The sequence below is a fragment of the Sphaerochaeta sp. genome, assembly GCA_022482495.1.
Classification (GTDB): domain Bacteria; phylum Spirochaetota; class Spirochaetia; order Sphaerochaetales; family Sphaerochaetaceae; genus RUG023.
Genome location: JAKVPA010000001.1, coordinates 218,763 through 240,004, shown reverse-complemented (window position 1 = coordinate 240,004; position 21,242 = coordinate 218,763). Strand labels below are relative to the sequence as shown.

The window sequence follows — 21,242 nt, the reverse complement described above, 5'->3', positions numbered from 1 at the left end:
CGGGAATCTGAGGAGGAGAGGGGATATGGCGCGGAATCACGGAAGATTGTCAGATGGCCAGGTGGGGTTCCTGTTGGTCATCCCGGGTTTGGCGGTGTTTTGCGCCATCATCCTCTATCCATTCATCTCGGCGGTATTGCTTTCGTTCACCGACCGGTCGTTGCTGTTTCCCGGAAGCAATTGGGTCGGTTTGGAGAATTACCGGAAACTGTTCCTCAATGTCTATTTCTTCAAGACGATGCTGACGACCCTGTGGTTTGTCGCGGGGGCCACCTTGCTTCCGTTCGTGTTGGGGTTCATCTGGGCGATCGTCCTGCATGAGCAGTTTTTTGCTTCCCAGGCGCTGCGTGGCATCACGCTGGTTGACTGGATCATCCCGGGAACCGCCATCGGGTTTTTGTGGAGTTGGATTTTCAATGGGGAGTATGGCATTCTGAATGGCTTGTTGCTCAAGACAGGCCTCATTCAGAAGGGAGTCCCCTGGCTGGGCCAGACAACAACGGCCCTCCTGTGCGTCATCATCTCCCGTGCCTGGCAGATGCTTCCCTGGTACATGGCATTCCTTCTCGGAGGGCTTCAGGGAGTTTCCCATGAGCAGGTGGAAGCGGCGAGGATTGATGGCGCAAACAATATCCAGGTGTTCCGCCATGTCGTCCTTCCCGGGATGCGGCAGATCGTCAACATCGTGCTGGTTCTGGGGGCGATCGGAAACCTGCAACACTTCGATATCCCTTGGACGATGACCCAAGGTGGTCCGGCGCGGGCGACGATGACCTTCTCCCTGGAGGTATATACGACGGCGTTCAAGAACTGGAAGATCGGGACGGCGGCGACCATCGGCACCATCTGGGCGATTCTGCTCCTTGTCTTCAATATTGTGTACCTGAAACAGGTGGAGGAATCGAAATGAAACCAGCCGGTATGTTCCAGCGAAGCGCAGGGTTCCGCATCTTTTTCTGGTGCTTCGCCATTCTTATCGGAGCATTCGTGTTCCTTCCGCTTCTGTGGATGGTCAACACGGCGTTGAAACCGATGGACAAGACATTCACCCTCTCTTTCTTCACCGGTCCGTTGACGTTGGATAACCTGATCGGCATCCTGAAGAACCAGACGATCATGCGGTATCTGCGCAACAGCCTTCTGGTCTCTTTCGCCAGCAGTTTCGCCGCAACAGTGGTCAGCGCCATCTCCGCCTACAGTTTTTCCAAGTTTCGGTATACCGGAAGGAAGTTCATTATGGGAATGTTCATGATGAGCCAGGCGTTTCCCCAGGCGATTCTTCTGCTTGCCATTTATCTGATGATGCAACGTCTCGGATTATTGGGGAGTTATTGGTCCTTGTTGTTCTCCTACGTCGTGTTCACCTTGCCAGTTGGGACGTGGACGCTGAAAGGATATTTCGACGCGCTTCCCGATTCCTTGATCGAAAGCGCCAAGCTGGATGGAGCAGGCAACCTCACCATCATGACGCGGATCATCTTTCCGCTTGCCATCACCGGCATGACATCCATCGCCATCTACGGATTCGTCTGGAGCTGGAACGATCTCCTGTTCTCCATGACGTTGGTCACGGACACTGCAAAACGCACCCTCGCTCCGGGCCTGGTGATGACGTTCCTGGGCGAAGCCAGCACCAACTGGAACGCCATGATGAGCGCAAGCATCATCGCGACGTTGCCGGTGATGATCGTGTTCATTTTCCTGCAACGCTTCTTCATTGCCGGTTTGACCAACGGAGCGGTGAAAGGCTGAGATTCATCAGAAAATTTGAGAAGAAAGCAAGAAACTTTTCTTTTTTGGTTGCGTTTGACCATAGCCCCTCCTACAATGGTTTGGTGTTTTGTTTGAGGGAGGGATTGCATGGAAACGAAGAAAAAACGGTTTCTCGGCTGGTACTTTGAGTTCAACCTCTTGTACCGGATTCTGATCGGGCTTGTGGGCGGAGCGTTGCTTGGCATCATCTTCAAAGAGAAGATTTTGTGGATCGCCCCGTTTGGTGATTTGTTCGTCCGCTTGTTGAAAATGATCGTCATGCCCATCATTGTCGCCACCCTGATCACCGGTGCGGCGTCGATCAGCCCGGCGAAACTGGGAAAAATCGGGCTGAGGGTCGTGGGATTGTATCTGGTCACCAGCGCCTTTGCCGTCTGCATCGGCCTTCTTGCGGGATCCATCTTCCGTCCATCGGCCAAACTCGCCGCGACCAACATCGCGGATGCCGCAGCGAAAAGCGCCACCAAAGTATCGGTCAGCCAGACACTGTTGAATATCGTGCCGACCAATCCGTTCGACTCCATGGTGAAGGGTGATGTGCTTCCGGTGATCTTTTTCGCCATCCTGTTTGGCATCGGTGTCTCCTATCTGCAGATCAGCGAGGACGAGCATGTCCGCAAAACCGGCGTGACGTTGCTCAACTTCTTTGACGGGGTTTCGTCCGTCATGACGAAGATGGTCAACGGCATCATGCAGTATGCGCCGATCGGCGTGCTCGCCCTGATCGCTTCTGTCTTCGCCAAACAAGGAGCAAAGGCGTTCAGCGCACTTGGCATGGTCACCCTGACGGCGCTCGTCGGAGACGTGATGCACATCATTGTGATCTACATGGGCATGGTCGCCCTGTTCGGCCTGAATCCGTTGAAGTTCTGGCGACAAGCGAAGAACCCGTTCATCACGGGCCTTGTGACCCGCTCCTCCTATGGAACGCTTCCCGTTTCCATGGAAGCTGCGAAGAATCTGGGGGTTCCCAAAGAAGTGTACAGTTTCTCCCTTCCGCTGGGGGCGACGATCAACATGGATGGAACGGCGATCTATGAAGGGGTGTGCGCCATCTTCATCAGCCTGTCCGCCACCGGGCACATGCTGACCGGCTCCCAAATGGGAACGGTCATCCTGACGGCCACGCTGGCGTCCATCGGTACGGCGGGAGTCCCGGGAGCCGGCGCCATCATGCTGTTGATGGTTCTGGAATCCATCGGGTTGAAAGTTGAGGCGGGCACGGCCATTGCCGGAGCCTATGCGATGATTTTGGGCATTGACGCCATCCTGGATATGGGCCGCACCTCGCTGAATGTCACCGGAGATCTGACATGTACGACCTGTGTCGCCAAACAAATGGGAATGATTGATATGGATTATTGGAAATAAGGGAACATTCCCTTTGCAGGAATGATGGACGCCTTTGGGCGTCCATCGTGTTAATCATTTCCTGAATCGTCGTTTCTGCGGATGATCACCGAGGTGATGAGGTAACAGACGGCGTAACAGACAAGAAAGGGCAGGAGTCCCGTCGGACCATCCAGCAGACCGATGATCAGATACAGGATGAACGCTACTGCCACCGAGATGGTTGCGATACGGACTTGGTGACCTCGCTTTACCATGGCTCAGTTCTTGAAACTGTGGATCGGTGCGGGGATGTGGCCGCCACGCTCAATGAATTCCTTGCACGACTTGGTATTGACCGGCATGATGGGAGCATAGCCGAGAAGCCCGCCGAACTGGGCGGTATCCCCGACGTGTTTGCCAACTACCGGAATGACCCGGACGGCGGTGGTCTTCTGGTTGACCATGCCGATGGCGGCCTCGTCGGCAATGATGCCGCTGATCGTCGACGCCGGCGTGTCGCCCGGTATGGCGATCATATCCAAGCCAACCGAGCAGACGCTGGTCATCGCCTCAAGTTTTTCGATCCTCAGGCCTCCGCTTTGGGCTGCGGCGATCATGCCATGGTCCTCGCTGACGGGAATGAACGCGCCGGACAGTCCTCCGACGGACGAAGAAGCCATGATTCCGCCTTTCTTCACCTGGTCGTTGAGAAGGGCCAGCGCCGCCGTGGTGCCGGGGCACCCGACTTCCTCCAAGCCCATCGACTCCAGGATTTCGGCGATGGAATCGCCGACCGCTGGAGTAGGGGCAAGGGACAAATCCAAAATGCCGAACGGAACGCCAAGCCGTTTGCTGGCTTCCTGTCCTACCAACTGTCCTAGACGTGTCACTTTGAACGCCGTCCGTTTGACCGTTTCGCACAGGGTGGTGAAGTCTTTTCCTTTGACGCACTGCAGCGCCTGTTTGATCACCCCCGGTCCGGATACTCCGACGTTGATCACCGCGTCGCTCTCCGTCACGCCGTGGAACGCCCCAGCCATGAACGGGTTGTCATCCGGGGCGTTGCACAGCACGACCAGCTTTGAACAGCCGATGCTGTCATGATCTTTCGTCGCTTCTGCGGTTTCCTTGATGATTTCACCCATCAGCTTGACGGCGTCCATGTTGATGCCGGTACGGGTTGAGCCGATGTTCACCGACGCGCACAGATGCTCCGTAAGCGCCATCGCCTGGGGGATGGCATTGATCAACAGTTCCTCACTCCTGGTCATTCCCTTGGCGGGAAGGGCGGAGAAACCTCCGATGAAGTTGACGCCGACCTCTTCTGCAGCCTTGTCCAGCACTTGGGCGATCTGGGCGTAATCCTCACTCGTTTTGCAAGCCGAGCCTCCGATCAGGCCAATGGGCGTGACGGAGATCCGTTTGTTGACGATGGGAATGGCGTACTCATCCTCGATCTGTTTCCCGACGGCGACCAAGTCCTTCGCCGTGGTGGTGATCTTCTCGTAGATGTTTCGCTTCAGCACTTCCAGATCACTGTCCACGCAGTCAAGCAGACTGATGCCCATCGTAATGGTCCGCACGTCGAGCATTTCCTTCTCGATCATGTGGTTGGTTTCACTGACTTCCATGAGGTCGATCATATGCGCTGCATCTTCTCAAAGATTTCTTCGCGCTGGAGCTTGACGACGACGCCGAGCTTTTCACCCACCTCGTCCAGTTCTGCCGCGAGTTCGTGGAATTCCTTGGTGCTGGTGTCCGTGTCACAGACCAGCATCATGGTGAAGAATCCGTCCATGATGGTCTGGGAAATCTCCAGGATGTTCACGTTGTCTTTGGCCAACGTGGTGCAAATTCCTGCAATAATGCCTACGCGGTCCTTGCCGACCACACTGAGTATCGCTTTCTGCATATCGGCAGTATAGCACGCCCAAGAACGATAGGAAATGGGATAAAGCATGTGTTATGTATGAAAACCTCTTGTTGGAATTGTGGACCTATGGCATAGTGCTAGTGTATGGAACAGGCGACGGACTTCTATTATTGTATTGCGTTGCCCAAAGCCGGCATCGAAATAAAAATCGTCAAACGCTTGAACAGGGCGTTTACGATGGGCAATTTCGAAGACATTGATTTCCTTTCGATCTGCCCGCAGAAAGACGTGTTGCTGCAACATCATGGAAAATGGGAGAAGGTGAAGAAACCGATGATTCCCGGCTATCTGATGGTCAGGACGACGGCTGAGCCTTTGTTTGTCCAGAATCTGCTCTATGACGGCCATTGCCCCGGACGCCTCCTCCGCTATGGCGAAAATGGCGGTTATGCGCTGTATGGGCGTGATCTTGCCTATGCCCAGTGGGTGTTCTCCTATGGCGGAACCATCGGGTTGAGCAAGGTGCGGCTGGTCCCCGGCAGTCATGTCCAGGTGATCTCCGGGCCATTGAAGGCCATGCAGGGCGTCATCGAGAAGGTGGAGAAGAAAGGCCGCAAGGTGTGGATCAACATCACGATGATGAACCAGGTGGTCAAAGTCAGCATCGGCGCCGAATTCCTCCAGCCGGACGAACCGGACAATACCCCGATTTCCTACTGAAACGCTTGCTTTCCACAAAAAACAAAACCTTACCTATTGACATGCTTGGTTAGGTTGTTCTAACCTCTTGGGTGGTTAGGGTTGTCTAACACCAGGTGTTTTCCACCAGTCCGGGAGGTCAAAGGTTTGATGAGTGCGGTGCTGATCGCGGTTCTGCTTGTCATCTGCAGCGTAGCGGTATGCAGTGTCATTAAACGCGCCGCATATGGGTGTTGTGGTTCCGTCAGCCATGAGCGCGAAGACGGATCCGTTTCTGACAAGAATCCCTCGCATTATCCCTATCGTTGGACCATGTTGATTTCCGGAATGAAATGCAACGACTGCGCTCGGAAAATCGAGCGTTCGCTTGATCGCATCGACGGAGTATGGGCTCGTGTGGATCTGAAACACGGTTCCGCCGAAATCCTGGGGAAGGCGCTCATCGATGATATGACGTTGCGTCTTGGGGTGGAGAATCTGGGGTACCAGGTTTCCGCCTTGGTGCGGAATGCCGGAAAGGATGTTCTCTCATGCGAATGAAGTTAGGTTTTTCTAACTGTAATGAATACAAAGGATTCCTGCGGTTCGTTGACCGCACGGAGGAGGTGGTATGATGCCATTGGTTTTGGCGGAGATCGGGAAGGAGCAATCCATTCTCACCGTCGGAGGAAAGGCGAAGACGCGGGCGTTTCTCGGAGAGCTTGGGTTTGTTCCGGGGAATTCCGTTACGGTTATCTCGGAGAACGCCGGGAATCTGATCGTAAAGGTGAAGGACTCACGGGTGGCCATCGACAAAGAGCTGGCTGCGAAAATATTGGTATGAGGGGAGCATCATGAGAACGCTGAAGGATGTGAAGGTAGGAGAAACGGTCACCGTGGTGAAGATCCACGGGGAAGGTGCGCTGAAGCAGCGCATCATGGACATGGGGATCATCAAGGGAGCGAAGCTGTACATCAGGAAAGTCGCCCCGCTGGGTGATCCGGTTGAGTTGACGGTGCGTGGGTATGAGCTTTCCCTGCGTAAGGGTGACTCTCAGAACATCGAAGTTGAATGAGCAAGGAGATAGAGATGGATAAGATACGGATTGCGCTTGCCGGAAACCCGAACTCCGGTAAGACGACATTGTTCAACGCGCTGACCGGTTCCAACCAGTACGTGGGAAACTGGCCCGGCGTTACGGTGGAGAAGAAGGAAGGTGGCCTGAAGGGGCACAAGGACGTGATCATCACGGACCTTCCCGGCATTTATTCCCTCTCGCCGTATACCCTTGAGGAAGTGGTTGCGCGGAACTATTTGATCGGAGAGCGGCCCAACGCCATCATCAACATCATTGATGGCACCAACCTGGAACGGAACCTGTTCCTCACCACCCAGCTTCTGGAACTCGGCATCCCGATGGTCTGCGCCGTCAACATGTCCGACCTGGTGGAAAAGCAGGGGGACAAACTGGATCTGCACCATCTCTCAGAGGATCTTGGCTGCCCGGTGGTCGCCATTTCCGCATTGAAGGAGACGGGGTTGAAGGAAGCGACGGAAAAAGCCATCGAAATGGCACGCTCCGGCAAACTTCCCGTTCCCCGGCATACCTTCTCCGGCAGTGTGGAACATGCCATCGCCCACATCGAGGAAGCGACGGTGCACGCCCTTCCCGAGAACCAGCAGCGCTGGTTCGCCATCAAGCTGTTCGAGCGCGATGAGAAGGTGATGGATTCGCTGAAGCTCCAGCCGGAATTGATCGCCCATATTGAGAAAGACATCGCCGCCTGTGAGAAAGAGATGGATGACGATGCCAAGAGCATCATCACCAGCGAGCGGTACGCCGTCGTCGCGCAGATCATCGGGGGATGCTACATCAAGCGGCACCAGCCCAGCATGACGACAAGCGACAAGATCGACCGGGTGGTGACCAACCGCTGGCTGGCAATCCCGATCTTCGCCGCGGTGATGTGGCTGGTGTACTACGTTTCCATCACCACGGTGGGAAGTCTGCTGACCGACTGAGTCAATGACACGTTGTTTGGTGAATGGATCATTCCTGGCTTGGCAGGCTTGCTGGAAAACACGGGCGTGGCCGCGTGGCTGCAGGGCCTTTTGGTCGACGGCATCGTCAGCGGTGTTGGAGCCGTCCTCGGCTTCGTCCCGCAGATGATCGTCCTGTTCCTGTTCCTGGCATTCCTGGAACAGTGCGGGTACATGGCGCGCATCGCGTTCATCCTTGACCGTATCTTCCGCAAGTTCGGACTGTCCGGCAAATCGTTCATCCCGATGTTGATCGGCAGCGGTTGTGGAGTGCCGGGCATCATGGCTTCCCGTACCATTGAGAACGAACGTGACCGCAGAATGACCATCATGACCACGACGTTCATCCCCTGTGGCGCGAAACTGCCCATCATCGCCTTGATCGCGGGCGCCATGTTCGGCGGCGCCAGCTGGGTCGCACCGAGCGCTTACTTCGTTGGAATCGCGGCCATCATCATCAGCGGCATCATGCTGAAGGAGACGGCGATGTTCAGCGGCGATCCCGCCCCGTTCGTCATGGAGCTTCCCGCCTACCACTGGCCGACGGTCAGCGGTGTGCTCCGCTCCACGTGGGAACGTGCTTCCAGCTTCATCAAGAAAGCCGGAACGGTGATTCTCCTTGCCACGATCCTCGTCTGGTTCACCTCATACTTCGGGGGGGTCGATGGCCAGTGGCGGATGCTTGACCAGATGGAGATGGACCACAGCATTCTGGCTTACATCGGCAATGCGATCGCCTGGCTGTTCCGCCCGCTTGGCTGGGGAAACTGGAAGGCTGCCGTGGCTACCATCACCGGTTTGATCGCCAAGGAGAACGTCGTCGGTACGTTCGGCATCCTGTACGGCTTCAGTGAAGTCGAAGAGAACGGCGCAGAGATCTGGGGTCAGCTTCAGGCCGCGTTTACGCCGCTTGCCGCCTATTCCTACCTGGTGTTCAACCTGCTCTGTGCTCCATGCTTCGCCGCCATCGGCGCCATGAAGCGTGAGATGAACAGCGCCAAGTGGACCTGGTTCGCCGTCGGCTACCAGTGTGTGTTCGCCTACATCATCAGCCTGTGCATCTACCAGTTTGGGTTGTTGTTCGGACAAGGCCACTTTGGGATCGGCACGATCGTCGCTTTCCTGAACGTCGCCTTGATCCTGTACCTGCTGCTGAGGCCGTACAAGGAAAGCGAAAAGCTTACCACGACGGTAAAGGTGAAAGCGTAATGGCCGCCACCATCATCATCACCATCGCCCTTGCGGCGGTGGTGGCGCTGGTGATCCGAAAGATCCTGAAGGACCGGAAACGGTCCAAAGGATGTGGAACCGGTTGCGGGTGCTGCCCGCTCTCCGGTTCCTGCCACCAGCATCACCATGAATGAACGGCAGCTCACCCCCAGTCAGATGCGGTACCTGGTCGCCATTTACCTGGAAGGGGATGGCATGGCGGTACGGTCGGTTGACATCGCCTCGTCCCTCCGGGTGACCAAGGCGAGTGTCGCCACCATGCTGAAGGATCTGATGGAATTCGGGTTGGTGACCAAAGAACCCTACGGGGATGTATTCCTGACGGAATCCGGGCTTGCCATCGCGAAAAGGCTGGCATCCAAGCAACAGCGGATCGCACAGGTACTCTCCGAGCATCTCACCTTGGATGAACGATCCATCCAGGAAGTCTCCTACCTGATCCTCGGATTGGGTGGCGACAAGGAGATGATTCCCTGCACCCAGATAGGGAGAGAAACGGGGAATCTGGGCCGGTAAAGGAGAGAGAGGATGATCAGGACGATCCATGTGAAGAAGGTGTATCATACCTCGTCGGAGGATGTGGTCGCCCTGGATGATGTGAATCTTTCCATCAACGATGGCGAATTGGTGGCGCTCTCCGGCGCTTCCGGTTCGGGGAAGACCACGTTGCTCAATGTGATCGGGACGTTGGACTCCCTCACCGGAGGGGATGTCGAGATCAACGGACGTTCCCTCCGTCAGATGAGCGAAAAAGAAAAGACGTCGTTCCGAAGACTGCATCTTGGCTTTGTGTTCCAAAGCTACAATCTGATCCCCGTCCTCTCCGCATGGGAAAATGTCCTGTTGGCCTTCCAGCCGCTTTTCCAGAAGGAATTGGCCCAAACGGGAATCACCAACATCAAGGAAGCGGGGATGGCGGCCCTGAGGGATGTGGGGCTTGCCGCGTACGCCGACCGCAGGCCGGGCGAGCTCTCCGGTGGCCAGCAGCAACGGGTGTCCATCGCCCGTGCGTTGGTCCGACGCCCATCGTTGATCCTCGCCGATAAACCGACGGCCAATCTGGACAGCAAGAACAGTTTGACGATTCTGGAGATTCTCTCCCAGATGAACCAACGGGACACCGTCACGGTGTTGTATTCTTCCCATGATGACGTGGTGCTGAACCACGTGCGACGGGTCATTGTCCTGAAAGACGGACAGGTCCAGCAGGATGGTTCATGCTGAACACGCTCACTCTGGCATGGAGGAACATCTTCCGCTACCGGGTTCGTACCATCATCACATTGGTGGCCATTGCCGTTTCGGTGTGCATTTCCATTTTGGTGGATGGTCTCCTTCGGGGCGTCAACGAACAATCCCTGTTCAATCTCACCACCTATGAGACGGGAGAAGTGACGTTGTATGCCGACGGCTATTTCGCTGACCGCGCATCCTATCCCACGGAACATCTTCTTGAGGAATCCCAACGAAAAACGCTTGACCAGATCCTGGACTCCCATGGCATCGCGTTCGCGCCACGATACAAAACGGTTGCCGATCTTTCCTTTTATGATGAAGGCCATGACCTTGACGCATCCCGTTCCGCCGTGCTGGTCGGAGTGGACCCCCAGCGGGATGGGGCGGTGTTCCGTCTTCCTCGGTCGGTCAGTTCCGGACGGTGGCTGGAAACCGGTGATGACGGAGTGGTGGTGGGGGAGGGACTGGCCGACAAACTCAACCTTTCCGTGGGGTCGCTCCTGACCATCCAAGGCAAAGGAAGGGAAGGGTTCCTGGAAACGTTTGACGCTCCGGTGGTGGGGATCCTGACGACGGAAAATCCGGTGGTCAACTCCTCGGAACTGTTCATGACGCTGGATGCCCTTGACGGCATGTTCGCGTTGGATGGAGGCGTGACGGAATACGCCGTATCCGATGGAAAGGTCTCGTTGGCCGGACCGCGGTTCCTCAAACGGATCCGTTCTTTGATCACTCCGGTTTCCGGCATCCAGGCATATGACTGGCGGGAGGTGGAATCGGATCTCGTCGCCGTGATGAACGGGGACAAAGGCTCCTCCCTGATGATTCTGGTCTTCCTGTTTCTGCTTGCCGCTGCCGGCATCACCAACACGATGTTGATGGCGGTGATGGAACGGCGCAAGGAGTGCGCCATGTTGCGCGCCATGGGCTTTTCACGGGGTGCCGTCACCTCATTGTTTGTCTGGGAAGGAGTGATGACTGGCCTTTTGGGCGCTTTGTCGGGCGCGCTGGCCGGTGCATTGGCCACCTATCCGTTGGCGAAATACGGCATTGACCTGTCAGGCATGCTTCCTGCGGACATCGATCTGGGATACCGGATCACGCTGGTGATGCGTTCCGGCTATTACCCGCAGAGCTTCATCGGCATTCCGCTGTGCGCCGTGGCGCTCTCGGCGCTTTCCTGCCTGGTGCCCGTAGCCCGGGCGACGAAGGAAGACGTGGCTTCCTTGCTGAGGAGAAGCTGATGATTACCCTTGCGCTGAAGAACTGCAGACGGAACATCCGCCGCACCGTGCTTACCGGCACCGCGGTGCTGTTCGCCATCTGGGTGGTGATCGTCATGCTTGCGTTCATGCGTTCCATGCTGACCGGGATGATCGAAAACAACAAGGACTTCGAATGCGGAGACATACGGATCCGCACCGCCTCCTAATCCGAGTTCGAGGATGCACTTCCCCTGCAGTTCTACCTGCCTGATGTTGAGCGGAAACTCCAGCTGGTATCTTCGTTGCCGGATGTATCGTTCGCCGAGGCGGTGAGCAAAATCCCCGTGTCGGTATATCGTGACGGGGACCTGACCACCGTCACTGCCGTCGGTGTGGATGCCTCAACCAGTAGGTTTGCCGTGGGAAAGAGCGTTACAGTGCTCTCCGGCAGGATGATCGAAACCGGAAAGAATGAAGTGGTGCTGACCAAACGGCTTCTTTCCAAGCTGGGGCTGTCGCTGGGGGATTCGGTCACCTTGCTCTCTAAAACGGCGACTGGTGGGACCAATGGCGCCTCCTACCGTATTGTCGGGACGGTTTCCTACGCAAACGCCCAGTACAACGGCGATGTCCTGGTCATGCCGCTCTCCCAACTTGATCTGTTGGGGAGGATGCCGGGGGGTGCCCTTGAACTGTACGCCCATCTTGTACCGGATGTCGATCCCAACGACGCGGCCCAGATGATCACCCAGGCGCTCTCCGATCCCTCACTGGAAATCAAGACATGGAAGCAGGTGACGGTCATCGCGGCGTTCCTGCCGATGTATGATGTGATGTTCCTGCTCATCGAGATTCTGTTCTTCTGCATCGCCTCGACGTTGATCTTCAACACCACGATGATGGCGGTGATGGAATGGAAACGGGAGATCAGCACGATGATCGCCCTTGGCTTTTCCCGCTCTTCGATCATCCGGTTGTTCGTGACGGAAAGCGCCATTGTGTCCTTCATCGCCGCGGTCTTGGCGACGGTGGGTGCGTTGCTTGCCATCTTTGCCGCGGGAGTGCATGGCATTGACTTGTCGGCGATGGGCGCCGATGCCGTACAAGGCTGGGGGTTTTCCCAAGTCCTGTACCCGACGGTATCGGTGCGTTCGGCGTGCGGTACGGCGGGGTTTGGATTTGCCGTTGCGGTGATCGCCGCGTTGCTTGCGTCACGGGGCGTCAGGAAGATCGAGGCGGCTCAGGCATTACGGGAGGAGGATTAGGATGAAACGGTGGAGACAGGTGTTTCTGGTAGGATGGATGCTGGTGGTGCTGGCTCCTTTGGGCGCTGCGAACCTCACGGCCGACCAGATCGTGGACGCGATGACCACGGCGATGGACTATCAGGACGCGACGTTTTCCGCCACGTTGGTCAATACCGACCGGCTGGGTTCAACCAGCCTGACGTTCGACACCTACCAGAACGCACGGGACGATACGTTGCTCGTCGTGACGGAAGGCGCGGACGCCGGTCAGAAAATCCTCCGGTTGGATGATGACATCTATCTGTACTATCCCGATGCCGATGAAATCATCCGTCTTTCCGGTTCCTCCCTGAAGAACGCGTTCCTTGGGACGGATTTCTCCTATGAGGACCTGACCGGGGACGACGATTACACTTCACGGTTCACCTCGACGCTGAACGGGACGGAATCCATCGATGGCGTTTCCTGTTATGTCATCACGCTTACGGCGAAAAAGCTCTCAGAACCGTACCAGATGGAGAAGATGTGGATCGACCAACAGCGATTCATCCCGTTGAAAACGGAGTTGTACTCCAAGAGCGGAAAACTGCTCAAAGTGATGACCTACCAGGAGTACCTTCATGACGGGGATGTCTGGTTTCCCGGGAGCATTCATGTAACCAACGCGGTGAAGAAGGGCAATTCCAGCGTGATGACCGTCACCAACGCGACGTTCAACAAGGGTGTTGATCCCTCCCTTTTCAAAAAGGAGACCTTGGCATGGTGAAACGCCTCCTCTCGCTGATGGTTTGCTTGGTGCTCTCCGTCACGCTGTGTGCGGCGACGACCATCAAAGGCGGCGGGACGTTTGCTGGATCGTTCCTTTGGCAGGAGGAAACATCCGTACGGACCTACACCGCAGAGCCATATCTCGAGGGGCTCTTCTCCTCCTCAAACTTGAAAGGGGATGTGAAGCTCTCCGCCCTGGCGGCAACTTCACCGTCCGGCAGCACGCTGACGGGCTCATTGGATCGCGCGTTCTTCAAATTCCGCGTCCCTACGTTCGCGGACACCAACCTGACGGTAACGGTGGGAAAGGCTCCGGTATCCTGGGGGATCGGCGCATTCTACCGGGTGGGGGATGTCCTGTTTGACCAACCGTTCTCCAACAAGGAGATCGGCACGGATGTGGAGAATACCCTGTGGGTGTTGTCACTGTCCCAACCGTTGGGTGGCGGCTTCACCTTGGATGGCGCGTTCGTCCCCACGGAGGAAAAAGGTGGGTTGCTGTTGCGGAAGGACTTCCGCACCCCGGTGGTCAAGGAGATCAAAGGCGCCGTCTCCGTGGATCATGACGCAGCGGTGAAAGCATCGGTCAGTGCCGATCTTTCCCTGTATTTCGATGTCACGCTGGGAATTGAATCCTCATTCACCGAGGGGAATGAGTACCGCGTGGTCGCCAACGCAATGCGTATGTTCACGTTCCAGGGGAATGCGGGTGACATCACCGGCACGCTGTACGTTTCCGGTCAGATGGACGGTAAAGCGAATACCGCGGATCTGCTTCTTGCCTGGATAACCGAGCTGGATCCGAGAGTCACGTTGACGACGGCCATCGACGCTTCCTTTACCGATGATGGGGACAGCCAGTATGTGCTCGCCGGCGTGGATGTGACGCTATCCGATGGTGTGGATCTCAAAACCCAGGCGTACGTGGTGCGACAGTCCACGGAAAGCCAGCTGGGCTGCGTGCTGCAAACCGCCCTGAAGCTGGCGTTCTGATCCCATCCGGAATAAATTATTTCATAGTATCAAACCAAATACGGTATAATATATTGATACATTATATTGTTTTTTCTCCAAGGGAAAATATGGTATCTTCTTTCTATACCGCTATATCTGGGATAATTTACAAATCATACGCTACAGATAGTAGACACCAGCAGGAAGTCAGCATATACTGGGGGTGCTTTCGGGAGAAGCAGGGTGCAATTCCCTCACTGGTCCGCAACCGTACAGCCGGGTCGCCACGAGAGCCTTTGAAACTAACGAGACTTAGGAGCATACCATGTACCACGTTTTGAAACGAAACGGGTCAGTGGTGGATTTTGACATCCACAAGATTGAACGGGCCATTGAGAAAGCGTTCGTCGCGACTGACAAACCCACAAACCAAGACATCATCACGTTGCTTGCCTTGCGGTCCTCGGCGGATTTCGCCCCCAAAGTAATGGATGGCATCATTTCCGTGGAGGATATCCAGGACAGCGTGGAAACGGCGTTGTCCGTCTCCGGCTATCATGATGTCGCCAAAGCGTACATCCTGTACCGCAAACAGCATGAGAACGCCAGAGCCGCCGAAAAGACCATGCTTGACTACCGCAAACTGGTGGACAGCTACCTGCACGCTGATGACTGGCGGGTAAAAGAAAACAGCACGGTGAATTACAGCATCGGCGGCCTTGATCCTCTCCAACAGCGGCGCCATCACGGCGAACTACTGGCTCAGCCAGATCTACGACAAGGAAGTGGCCGACGCCCACCGGAACGCCGATCTGCATCTGCACGATCTGTCCATGCTCTCCGGCTACTGTGCCGGCTGGAGCCTGAAACAGTTGATCACCAATGGCCTGGGAGGAGTGGAGGGCAAGATATCCTCGTCTCCGGCGAAGCATCTTTCCACGTTGTGCAACCAGATGGTTAACTTCATCGGCATCATGCAGAACGAATGGGCTGGCGCCCAGGCGTTCAGTTCGTTTGATACATACCTCGCGTCGTTCGTAAAGGCAGACCATCTCTCCTACGCGGAGACCCGCCAGTGCATCGAGTCGTTCGTCTTCGGCGTCAACACGCCGTCCCGCTGGGGCACCCAGGCTCCGTTCTCCAACATCACGCTGGACTGGACGGTGCCGGAAGATCTGAAGGACCAGAAGGCAGTCATCGGCGGCAAGGAAGCCTCCTTCACCTACGGGGATTGCAAGGCGGAGATGGACATGGTCAACAAGGCGTTCCTGGAAACGATGATCGGGGGAGACGCCAACGGCCGCGGGTTCCAGTATCCCATCCCGACCTATTCCATCACCAAGGATTTCGATTGGTCCGAGTCGGAGAACAACCGGCTTTTGTTCGAGATGACGATGAAATACGGCACTCCGTACTTCAGCAACTACATCAACAGCGACATGAAGCCTTCCGATGTCCGTTCGATGTGCTGCCGGCTCCGGCTGGATCTCCGTGAACTGCGCAAGAAGGGCGGCGGATTCTTCGGTAGCGGGGAGTCGACCGGTTCCATCGGCGTGGTGACGCTGAACATGCCGCGTCTGGGGTATCTGGCAAGCGATGAGGCCGATTTCTTCACCCGGCTGGACAAATTGATGGACATCGCCGCGCGGAGCCTGAAGACCAAACGGACGACGATCAACCGGTTTTTGGAGGCGGGGTTGTACCCGTACACCAAGCGGTACCTCGGTACGTTCAACAACCACTTCAGCACCATCGGCCTGGTGGGGATGAATGAGGCGTGCCTGAACGCCCGCTGGATCGGAGAGGATCTCACCCAGCCTGAGGCACAGGCGTTCGCCAATAGGGTGCTGGATCATATGCGTAGCCGCTTGTCCGACTACCAGGAGCAGTACGGGGATCTGTACAACCTGGAGGCTACCCCTGCGGAAAGCACGGCGTTCCGTCTTGCCAAACATGACAAGGAGCGGTATCCGGACATCATCACCGCTTCGCGTGGATCGGTTCCGTACTACACCAACAGCTCCCATCTTCCCGTCGGGTTCACCGATGATCTGTTCAAAGCGATGGACATCGAGGACCAGTTCCAGGTGAAATACACCTCCGGTACGGTGTTCCATGTGTTCCTTGGCGAAAAGCTTTCCGATTGGCGGAGCACCGCCAGCCTGGTGCGCAAGATCGCCGAGCACTACCGCCTTCCGTACTATACGATCAGTCCGACGTACTCCGTCTGTCCTGATCATGGGTACATCGCCGGCGAAGTGTGGGAGTGCCCGGTCTGCCACAAGAAAACGGAAGTGTACTCCCGGATCACCGGCTACTACCGGCCGGTCCAGAACTGGAATGACGGCAAGGCGGAGGAGTTCCGGGAACGGAAGACGTATGATGTCCTTCATGCGTCGGAACCAACCGTCAACGTGGCAAAGCCGAAGAAGAACAAACCAGAGATGATGGCAAAGGTGGAGAAGATCCTGCTGTTCACCACGCCGACCTGTCCGAACTGCAAGGTGGTGAAAGCCGCGTTGGACAAGGCGGAAATCTCCTATGTCGTGGTGGATGCTGCTTCCCATGCCGATCTTTCCCGTTCCTATGGGATCATGACCGTCCCGGTACTGGTCACTCCTTCCGGCCGGTATGAGGGGGTGGGGGCCATCACCCAGTGGGCGAGGAGCGTGATCTGATGCGTATCGGCGGGTTCCAACCCGTCGACCTGGTCAACTTTCCCTCCGTTGTGGCTGCCACGGTCTTCACCATGGGCTGTGACTGCCGCTGTCCGTACTGCCACAATCCGACGCTGGTACGGGCGGAGGAACCTCCCCTGTCCGAAGAGGATGTGGTTGGGTGGTTACGGGAGAGAAAGGATCTGGTCGACGGTGTAGTGGTCAGTGGGGGGGAGCCCTGCATGCAGGACGATCTTCCCGGGTTCCTGCGTACCATCAAGGAGATGGGTTTCCGGGTCAAGCTGGATACCAACGGAAGCTATCCGTGGATGCTCTCCGCGCTCTTCTCTGATGGCCTGTTGGATTACGTGGCGATGGACATCAAGGCGGATCGTGAGGGATATCTCCGGGTGGCTGGAATCCCCGCCTCCCGAGTGGAGGCTTCCGTTTCCCTGCTGCTTGGTGGGTCGGTTCCGTACGAATTCCGAACCACCTGTGTGAAGGAGCTGCTCACCACGGAGGATATCCGTTCCATCGGGACGTGGATCCATGGGGCGAAGCGGTACGTGCTGCAACGGTTCAACCCCAAGGTCACGTTGGACAAGAAAGCGGGGGCATGGTCTTCTTTTTCAGATGAGGAGCTGGAAGAGCTTGCAAAGGCGCTCAGCCCGGATGTCAGTGTTGTGATCCGTTGAGGTCCAGGCCTTCCTCTTTGGCGAAGAACGCCTTCATGCAGTCGAAGGTCTCTTCGCTGATGTAGTGTTCGATGCGGCAGGCGTCCTGTTCCGCGGTGACCGGGCTGACGCCGATGTTCTTGAACATCTTGGTGATCATCACATGGCGTTCGTAGGTCCGGTCGGCGATCTCCTTGCCTCGCGGGGTGAGATAGATGTAGTTGTTCTCGTCCATTCGGACCAGACCGTTCTCCTTCAACGTCTTCATCTGCTCGCTGATCGTCGGTTTGGAGTATCCCATGCGGACGGCGACATCAAGGGAACGGACGTGCTCAAGTTCCTTGCTCAGCACGAGAATCGTTTCCAGATACATTTCGACCGCTTCCTTGATGACCATTGTCGCCTCTTTCTCTTTAGTATACTGACGAAAAGGCCTTGGATGCAAGGAAAACTGTTGACTTATCCGCCTCGCATGCCTATGTTTAACAGTGGCGGGGGGATGTAAATCCTGTATGATGCCGCCGAAGGAGTTTGTCATGGACAAGAAAGTTGCTGAACTGCTCAACAGCCAGGTAAACAAAGAGTTCTACTCCGCGTACCTATATCTCGATTTTTCGGATTTCTACTTTGAGAAGGGTTTGTTTGGGTATGCGAGCTGGTACCGCATTCAGGCTGGTGAAGAGCTTGAGCATGCGAAGAAGATGATCCAGTACCTTGGCGAAAACGGACAGCATGTCACGTTGGAAGCCATTGGAAAACCGAATGTACCGATGAAAGAGCTGATCGACCCGCTGAAGGCTGGTCTGGCTCATGAGAAATACATCACCGCCTCGATCAACGACATTTATGCCGCCGCCGAGGATTCGAAGGATTATCGCACACAGGAATTCCTGGGCTGGTTCATCAAGGAACAGGGCGAGGAAGAGCTGGATGCCGGCAATCAGGTCAGACAGTTCGAGATGTACGGCTCCGATCCGAAGACACTGTATTTGCTGGACAAGGCTGCTGGAGAGCGGAAGTAATTCCGATACTTCGGTCTGCATCATGGCGCGGAACGTTAGGTTCCGCGCTTTTTTTATGGGAATTCGGTGAAACGTATTGTATTTTTCCCGGAGGCTTGATATCTTACCGAATATTCGGTAACTACCATGGGAAATGATACGAGACAAGCCATCATCTGGGCGACGCTGAAACGGCAGTCCATCCATCCGTTCGATCCTGTCACGCTGGACAAGGTGGCATCGGATGTCGAAATCTCCAAGACGGCGATCTTCCATTATTTCCCCAACAAGGACGCGTTGCTCCACGATGTGGACGCGTACCTTCGCGATGAGGCGTCCCAGATGCGCCGGCGTGTCCTGGAAGAGGGAAGCGACCCGCTTGCCGCTTTCACGTCGGAGTTGATCGCCCGCAAGGGTTCCCTGTACGTCTACGCGCATCTCCTGTTTGGGCCTGACCGTCCACCGCTGTTCCACATCGGTCCGGTATTCGGACTGGAAGGAAAGAAGGATGCGCGCAGTGAACTGGCCTTCCGCGCTGGTGTCTTTTTCCCCATGGCGTTCCATGAGGTGATCTGCAATGATCTTCCCCAGGAACAAATTCCGGCGTTCGTCGCCCGGGTGCGCCGGTGGTATGATCATGGGCTCGGCCTGAACGTCAATGTCACCCCCAGGAAGTGGAGTGAAATGGATGTCGATCCTTCCCAATTGGCCTCCGACCGGAACCTGTCCGCCCTGAACCGTCTGTTCTCCACCTATGGCATCCAAGGCGTCACCATGGGGCGGATGGCCAAGGAGACGGGCTTGGCGCAGAGTTCGTTCTATTACCAGTTCGCCAACAAGGAAGAGATGATCAGCAAAACGGGCAAGGATGAGGTCGCCCGTTTCCTGAAGCTTCTCGATGGGCGGCTTTCCGTAGTGAAGGAAATCGAGGATGCCGTTATCACCATCTTCGGGACGACGAACGCCTATTATTTCGCACGGCCGTGGCTTTCCCGGGTGTACGCGTTCGTCTCCGCCCCGGCGTTGTACCTCCATCCATCCGTGCTTGAACCGTATCCGCATCTCCGTTTCTGGAGAAATGAGCTTTCCGCGATACAACCCAACGCCGGGGAACTGGCGTTGTTTCTTCCATTGATTCCCCCAATGCACCCGACAGAGTCAGGGTGGGGGAAGGATGCATGCGATGCGCATGCCATTTCGATGTTGTCCCGGTATTCCCGTGGATCGGACAGGGAGGTCCTATGAACAAGATACGATGGATGTTGGCCATCACGTTGGCGATGCTGCTGCCTCTGGGAGCCATTGAGGTGACGGCGGACAAGGCGGTGGCGTTGGCCATGTCCAACAACAAGAGCCTGCAGAGTTCGGCCATCGACCTGCAGTCGGCACAGCGCGCAGAGAAGAACAGCTGGAACGGAATGCTTCCCACTGTGCAGACCACGGCGACGATTTCCCATGCCAATGAAGCGTCATCGGTGACGAAAAAGATAGCTAGCCTTAACCCTACCATGGGTATCAATACTGACCCCACCACATCGTTCACCTTCGGCCTTTCGGTGAGTTTCGCCTTCAATCCGGCGCTGGTCACCAACATGGAGACGGCGAAGCGGCAGTTGGCGGCAGGACAGATCACCTACGCCGAGGCAAAGGCTCAGATGGAACGGAACGTCAAGAAGCTGTTCTACGCCATTTTGTTGCAGCAGGAGTCTATGGCCATCCAGGAGAGCGCCTTGGAGAACGCCAAGGCCAGGATGGACCAGGCTGAGGACCTGTACACCAAAGGGTATGCCACGGAGCTTTCCGCCCTGCAGGCCCAGGTGAGCTACCAAAACACCAATGCAAGCACGCTGAAGGCGCGGCAGGCCCTTTCCCAGCAGATGGACAACTTCGCGTTCCTGTTGGGGTTGGATGACGGGGATGACCTGGTACTCGTAGGATCCATTGACACGGAGCTCTCCGTGCCGGAAGAGAAGACCGGACTGGATGCCGTGCCACGGAGATTCGATATTTCCGCGCTGGACAGCCAGCTCTCCATTCTGGATTCCCAAAGGAAGGCGCTGGACCAGCAGATCTGGGTCCCGTCCCTTTCCGTCTCGCTCTCCTGGCAACCGTACCTGGGGGATGTGACGAGTGATTGGGGGGATGGGGACAACTGGTACGACGCGGGTTCCGCTCCGAGCATTTCGTTGGCCTGGGACCTCTCTGCCATGCTTCCCTGGTCCAAGGCGCGGCAGAATGTCGCCTCGTTGGAAGAGAACCGGAAGAAACTGGTGTTGAATCGGGAACTTGCCGTGGACAACGCACGGATGGAGATCAAAAAGCTGTACGACACGCTGAATGCTTCCAAGCAAGCCATCGCGGCAAGCGAAGACTCCATCCAGCTCGCACAGCGCTCCTACGACATGACACTGGCCGCCTACCAGGCGGGGACGACGGAACTGCTGGACGTCCGAGACAGTGAAGCCCAGCTGAATCAGGCGAAACTCGCCCGGTTGAATGAACAATACAACTACCTGTCCGCTTTGCTGGATCTCCAGTACGCCACGCGGACGAACCTGTAGGGAGGAATCATC

24 protein-coding genes and 2 pseudogenes are annotated in these 21,242 nt (G+C 56.3%); 22 read left to right on the top strand and 4 right to left on the bottom strand.

The features are described 5' to 3' along the window. Nucleotides 1–25 precede the first annotated feature (25 nt). From LKE28_01205 to LKE28_01195, 3 genes are all read left to right on the top strand, one after another. Nucleotides 26–910, top strand: a complete 885-nt coding sequence (locus LKE28_01205; protein MCH3906893.1) for a sugar ABC transporter permease — start codon at nucleotides 26–28, stop codon at nucleotides 908–910. After that, nucleotides 907–1,752 carry a carbohydrate ABC transporter permease gene (locus LKE28_01200; GenBank protein MCH3906892.1) on the top strand — a complete coding sequence of 282 codons (846 nt, stop codon included), beginning with the start codon at nucleotides 907–909 and terminating at the stop codon, nucleotides 1,750–1,752. Before LKE28_01205 ends, LKE28_01200 begins: the two co-directional genes overlap by 4 nt. Before the next feature lie 108 nt (nucleotides 1,753–1,860). Further along, nucleotides 1,861–3,144 (top strand): dicarboxylate/amino acid:cation symporter, encoded by a 1,284-nt coding sequence (locus LKE28_01195; GenBank protein MCH3906891.1) that lies wholly within the window; start codon nucleotides 1,861–1,863, stop codon nucleotides 3,142–3,144. Between the two features lie 50 nt (nucleotides 3,145–3,194). Here LKE28_01195 and LKE28_01190 read toward each other — a convergent pair whose 3' ends face one another. From LKE28_01190 to LKE28_01180, 3 genes are read right to left on the bottom strand one after another with little or no spacing between them, the layout of a single operon-like run. After that, nucleotides 3,195–3,380 carry a hypothetical protein gene (locus LKE28_01190; protein ID MCH3906890.1) on the bottom strand — a complete coding sequence of 62 codons (186 nt, stop codon included), beginning with the start codon at nucleotides 3,378–3,380 and terminating at the stop codon, nucleotides 3,195–3,197. A gap of 3 nt (nucleotides 3,381–3,383) precedes the next feature. Next, the gene (locus LKE28_01185) at nucleotides 3,384–4,748 is read right to left on the bottom strand and encodes a PFL family protein (protein MCH3906889.1); all 1,365 of its coding nucleotides are present in this window, start codon (nucleotides 4,746–4,748) and stop codon (nucleotides 3,384–3,386) included. Then, complete coding sequence (locus LKE28_01180; GenBank protein MCH3906888.1) at nucleotides 4,745–5,017, bottom strand: ACT domain-containing protein; 273 nt, start codon at nucleotides 5,015–5,017, stop codon at nucleotides 4,745–4,747. Before LKE28_01180 ends, LKE28_01185 begins: the two co-directional genes overlap by 4 nt. 105 nt (nucleotides 5,018–5,122) lie before the next feature. Between LKE28_01180 and LKE28_01175 the strand changes: the two genes are divergently transcribed. The 16 genes and pseudogenes from LKE28_01175 to LKE28_01100 all read left to right on the top strand — a co-directional run bounded on the left by LKE28_01175 (nucleotide 5,123) and on the right by LKE28_01100 (nucleotide 17,689). Continuing rightward, nucleotides 5,123–5,698: a KOW motif-containing protein gene (locus tag LKE28_01175; protein ID MCH3906887.1), complete on the top strand. Its 576-nt coding sequence runs from the start codon at nucleotides 5,123–5,125 to the stop codon at nucleotides 5,696–5,698. A 291-nt stretch (nucleotides 5,699–5,989) separates the two neighbouring features. Next, entirely contained in the window at nucleotides 5,990–6,217 is a 228-nt protein-coding gene (locus tag LKE28_01170) for a heavy-metal-associated domain-containing protein (GenBank protein MCH3906886.1), read from the top strand. Nucleotides 6,218–6,287: 70 nt separating this feature from the next. Then, nucleotides 6,288–6,500, top strand: a complete 213-nt coding sequence (locus LKE28_01165; GenBank protein ID MCH3906885.1) for a ferrous iron transport protein A — start codon at nucleotides 6,288–6,290, stop codon at nucleotides 6,498–6,500. Between the two features lie 10 nt (nucleotides 6,501–6,510). Then, nucleotides 6,511–6,732, top strand: a complete 222-nt coding sequence (locus LKE28_01160; protein ID MCH3906884.1) for a ferrous iron transport protein A — start codon at nucleotides 6,511–6,513, stop codon at nucleotides 6,730–6,732. 14 nt (nucleotides 6,733–6,746) lie between these two features. Next, a pseudogene (gene feoB, locus LKE28_01155) lies at nucleotides 6,747–8,906 on the top strand (ferrous iron transport protein B). Continuing rightward, nucleotides 8,906–9,061, top strand: coding sequence for a FeoB-associated Cys-rich membrane protein (locus LKE28_01150; protein ID MCH3906883.1), 156 nt, complete (start codon nucleotides 8,906–8,908; stop codon nucleotides 9,059–9,061). The pseudogene feoB and the gene LKE28_01150 overlap by 1 nt, the downstream one beginning before the upstream one ends. Next, nucleotides 9,054–9,443: a metal-dependent transcriptional regulator gene (locus LKE28_01145; GenBank protein MCH3906882.1), complete on the top strand. Its 390-nt coding sequence runs from the start codon at nucleotides 9,054–9,056 to the stop codon at nucleotides 9,441–9,443. Before LKE28_01150 ends, LKE28_01145 begins: the two co-directional genes overlap by 8 nt. Before the next feature lie 12 nt (nucleotides 9,444–9,455). Then, a complete protein-coding gene (locus LKE28_01140) occupies nucleotides 9,456–10,151 on the top strand; it encodes an ABC transporter ATP-binding protein (protein ID MCH3906881.1) in 696 nt (231 codons plus the stop codon). Next, nucleotides 10,145–11,407 (top strand): ABC transporter permease, encoded by a 1,263-nt coding sequence (locus LKE28_01135; GenBank protein MCH3906880.1) that lies wholly within the window; start codon nucleotides 10,145–10,147, stop codon nucleotides 11,405–11,407. Before LKE28_01140 ends, LKE28_01135 begins: the two co-directional genes overlap by 7 nt. Then, entirely contained in the window at nucleotides 11,407–11,595 is a 189-nt protein-coding gene (locus LKE28_01130) for a hypothetical protein (protein ID MCH3906879.1), read from the top strand. The genes LKE28_01135 and LKE28_01130 overlap by 1 nt, the downstream gene beginning before the upstream one ends. Nucleotides 11,596–11,670: 75 nt before the next feature. After that, a complete protein-coding gene (locus tag LKE28_01125) occupies nucleotides 11,671–12,633 on the top strand; it encodes an FtsX-like permease family protein (protein ID MCH3906878.1) in 963 nt (320 codons plus the stop codon). Nucleotide 12,634: 1 nt separating this feature from the next. Beyond that, on the top strand, nucleotides 12,635–13,381 hold the full coding sequence (locus LKE28_01120) for an outer membrane lipoprotein-sorting protein (protein MCH3906877.1): 747 nt from the start codon (nucleotides 12,635–12,637) through the stop codon (nucleotides 13,379–13,381). Next, entirely contained in the window at nucleotides 13,375–14,376 is a 1,002-nt protein-coding gene (locus LKE28_01115; protein ID MCH3906876.1) for a hypothetical protein, read from the top strand. Before LKE28_01120 ends, LKE28_01115 begins: the two co-directional genes overlap by 7 nt. Nucleotides 14,377–14,662: 286 nt before the next feature. Beyond that, nucleotides 14,663–16,718, top strand: a pseudogene (locus LKE28_01110) (ribonucleoside triphosphate reductase). Between the two features lie 66 nt (nucleotides 16,719–16,784). Continuing rightward, a complete protein-coding gene (locus LKE28_01105) occupies nucleotides 16,785–17,015 on the top strand; it encodes a thioredoxin family protein (protein ID MCH3906875.1) in 231 nt (76 codons plus the stop codon). Next, nucleotides 17,015–17,689 (top strand): anaerobic ribonucleoside-triphosphate reductase activating protein, encoded by a 675-nt coding sequence (locus LKE28_01100; GenBank protein MCH3906874.1) that lies wholly within the window; start codon nucleotides 17,015–17,017, stop codon nucleotides 17,687–17,689. Before LKE28_01105 ends, LKE28_01100 begins: the two co-directional genes overlap by 1 nt. Here LKE28_01100 and LKE28_01095 read toward each other — a convergent pair. Next, complete coding sequence (locus LKE28_01095) at nucleotides 17,670–18,065, bottom strand: metal-dependent transcriptional regulator (GenBank protein MCH3906873.1); 396 nt, start codon at nucleotides 18,063–18,065, stop codon at nucleotides 17,670–17,672. The two genes, LKE28_01100 and LKE28_01095, sit on opposite strands and share 20 nt — an antisense overlap. Before the next feature lie 139 nt (nucleotides 18,066–18,204). On the opposite strand from LKE28_01095, the gene LKE28_01090 reads away from it, so the two are divergent. The 3 genes from LKE28_01090 to LKE28_01080 all read left to right on the top strand — a co-directional run bounded on the left by LKE28_01090 (nucleotide 18,205) and on the right by LKE28_01080 (nucleotide 21,230). Further along, nucleotides 18,205–18,690 (top strand): ferritin, encoded by a 486-nt coding sequence (locus LKE28_01090; protein MCH3906872.1) that lies wholly within the window; start codon nucleotides 18,205–18,207, stop codon nucleotides 18,688–18,690. A gap of 126 nt (nucleotides 18,691–18,816) precedes the next feature. Beyond that, nucleotides 18,817–19,914, top strand: a complete 1,098-nt coding sequence (locus LKE28_01085; GenBank protein MCH3906871.1) for a TetR/AcrR family transcriptional regulator — start codon at nucleotides 18,817–18,819, stop codon at nucleotides 19,912–19,914. Beyond that, nucleotides 19,911–21,230: a TolC family protein gene (locus tag LKE28_01080; GenBank protein MCH3906870.1), complete on the top strand. Its 1,320-nt coding sequence runs from the start codon at nucleotides 19,911–19,913 to the stop codon at nucleotides 21,228–21,230. Before LKE28_01085 ends, LKE28_01080 begins: the two co-directional genes overlap by 4 nt. The last annotated feature ends 12 nt before the right edge of the window (nucleotides 21,231–21,242 follow it).

What these genes read in the sequence shown, in the direction of transcription:
- LKE28_01205 (MCH3906893.1), top strand. Translation starts at nt 26, where the DNA reads ATGGCGCGGAATCACGGAAGATTGTCAGATGGCCAGGTGGGGTTCCTG.
- LKE28_01200 (MCH3906892.1), top strand. Translation starts at nt 907, where the DNA reads ATGAAACCAGCCGGTATGTTCCAGCGAAGCGCAGGGTTCCGCATCTTT.
- LKE28_01195 (MCH3906891.1), top strand. Translation starts at nt 1,861, where the DNA reads ATGGAAACGAAGAAAAAACGGTTTCTCGGCTGGTACTTTGAGTTCAAC.
- LKE28_01190 (MCH3906890.1), bottom strand. Translation starts at nt 3,380, where the DNA reads ATGGTAAAGCGAGGTCACCAAGTCCGTATCGCAACCATCTCGGTGGCA.
- LKE28_01185 (MCH3906889.1), bottom strand. Translation starts at nt 4,748, where the DNA reads ATGATCGACCTCATGGAAGTCAGTGAAACCAACCACATGATCGAGAAG.
- LKE28_01180 (MCH3906888.1), bottom strand. Translation starts at nt 5,017, where the DNA reads ATGCAGAAAGCGATACTCAGTGTGGTCGGCAAGGACCGCGTAGGCATT.
- LKE28_01175 (MCH3906887.1), top strand. Translation starts at nt 5,123, where the DNA reads ATGGAACAGGCGACGGACTTCTATTATTGTATTGCGTTGCCCAAAGCC.
- LKE28_01170 (MCH3906886.1), top strand. Translation starts at nt 5,990, where the DNA reads ATGTTGATTTCCGGAATGAAATGCAACGACTGCGCTCGGAAAATCGAG.
- LKE28_01165 (MCH3906885.1), top strand. Translation starts at nt 6,288, where the DNA reads ATGATGCCATTGGTTTTGGCGGAGATCGGGAAGGAGCAATCCATTCTC.
- LKE28_01160 (MCH3906884.1), top strand. Translation starts at nt 6,511, where the DNA reads ATGAGAACGCTGAAGGATGTGAAGGTAGGAGAAACGGTCACCGTGGTG.
- LKE28_01150 (MCH3906883.1), top strand. Translation starts at nt 8,906, where the DNA reads ATGGCCGCCACCATCATCATCACCATCGCCCTTGCGGCGGTGGTGGCG.
- LKE28_01145 (MCH3906882.1), top strand. Translation starts at nt 9,054, where the DNA reads ATGAATGAACGGCAGCTCACCCCCAGTCAGATGCGGTACCTGGTCGCC.
- LKE28_01140 (MCH3906881.1), top strand. Translation starts at nt 9,456, where the DNA reads ATGATCAGGACGATCCATGTGAAGAAGGTGTATCATACCTCGTCGGAG.
- LKE28_01135 (MCH3906880.1), top strand. Translation starts at nt 10,145, where the DNA reads ATGCTGAACACGCTCACTCTGGCATGGAGGAACATCTTCCGCTACCGG.
- LKE28_01130 (MCH3906879.1), top strand. Translation starts at nt 11,407, where the DNA reads ATGATTACCCTTGCGCTGAAGAACTGCAGACGGAACATCCGCCGCACC.
- LKE28_01120 (MCH3906877.1), top strand. Translation starts at nt 12,635, where the DNA reads ATGAAACGGTGGAGACAGGTGTTTCTGGTAGGATGGATGCTGGTGGTG.
- LKE28_01115 (MCH3906876.1), top strand. Translation starts at nt 13,375, where the DNA reads ATGGTGAAACGCCTCCTCTCGCTGATGGTTTGCTTGGTGCTCTCCGTC.
- LKE28_01105 (MCH3906875.1), top strand. Translation starts at nt 16,785, where the DNA reads ATGGCAAAGGTGGAGAAGATCCTGCTGTTCACCACGCCGACCTGTCCG.
- LKE28_01100 (MCH3906874.1), top strand. Translation starts at nt 17,015, where the DNA reads ATGCGTATCGGCGGGTTCCAACCCGTCGACCTGGTCAACTTTCCCTCC.
- LKE28_01095 (MCH3906873.1), bottom strand. Translation starts at nt 18,065, where the DNA reads ATGGTCATCAAGGAAGCGGTCGAAATGTATCTGGAAACGATTCTCGTG.
- LKE28_01090 (MCH3906872.1), top strand. Translation starts at nt 18,205, where the DNA reads ATGGACAAGAAAGTTGCTGAACTGCTCAACAGCCAGGTAAACAAAGAG.
- LKE28_01085 (MCH3906871.1), top strand. Translation starts at nt 18,817, where the DNA reads ATGGGAAATGATACGAGACAAGCCATCATCTGGGCGACGCTGAAACGG.
- LKE28_01080 (MCH3906870.1), top strand. Translation starts at nt 19,911, where the DNA reads ATGAACAAGATACGATGGATGTTGGCCATCACGTTGGCGATGCTGCTG.